The organism is Lacticaseibacillus manihotivorans DSM 13343 = JCM 12514, assembly GCF_001435035.1.
In the GTDB taxonomy this organism is placed as follows: Bacteria; Bacillota; Bacilli; order Lactobacillales; family Lactobacillaceae; genus Lacticaseibacillus; species Lacticaseibacillus manihotivorans.
On record NZ_AZEU01000015.1, the window covers coordinates 1 to 548 of the forward strand.

Genomic DNA, 548 nt, shown 5'->3' on the forward strand with positions numbered 1-548 from the left:
AAGGATAAATTGACAAAAGAAGACCGCTTGTCCTCTAATTGAGCTACCACACAAAATCAGAGAGAAGCGATCTTCCATGTCCTCAATTGTAGCAATTGTCCTTGAAGCTTTAAAGTCCAATGACTCCATTATCAGTGCTGAAAGTCAAATGATGACCGAGCTCAGCCAGTTGGTCTGTGCCGGCGTAGCTCAGGCTTGTGAGCAACTTGATGATGATTTGTGCCTTGGTCATAAGGATTACAGAATCATTCACAAGGATCAGCGGCACATCACTGCCATGTTCGGTGATGTCGTGTTTAAGCGGCGCTTGGTGAAAGATGACAGTGGCCGGCTCTTTTACCCGTTTGACGAAAAGGTTGGCTTAGCTACGGGTCGACGCTTCACACCAATGATCATGGCTAAGGTCGCCGAACTAGCCTCGTTGACTGTGATGCGGACAACCGCGAAGGCCGTTGATCTTCTAACGCCATTCTCGATGTCAGCGATGACCGTGGATAACTTAGTGCGCGAGGCTGGACAAGAGCTAGACACGGTACGTGAAGCCGAGG

The 548-nt window shown here is 49.1% G+C and carries 1 protein-coding gene; it reads left to right on the forward strand.

Annotation, left to right across the window (positions count from 1 at the left end; all coding sequences use genetic code 11):
* Positions 1 to 76: 76 nt before the first annotated feature.
* Positions 77 to 548 (forward strand): UPF0236 family transposase-like protein (locus FD01_RS00790; RefSeq protein ID WP_191981513.1); only part of this gene is annotated, 472 nt, incomplete at its 3' end.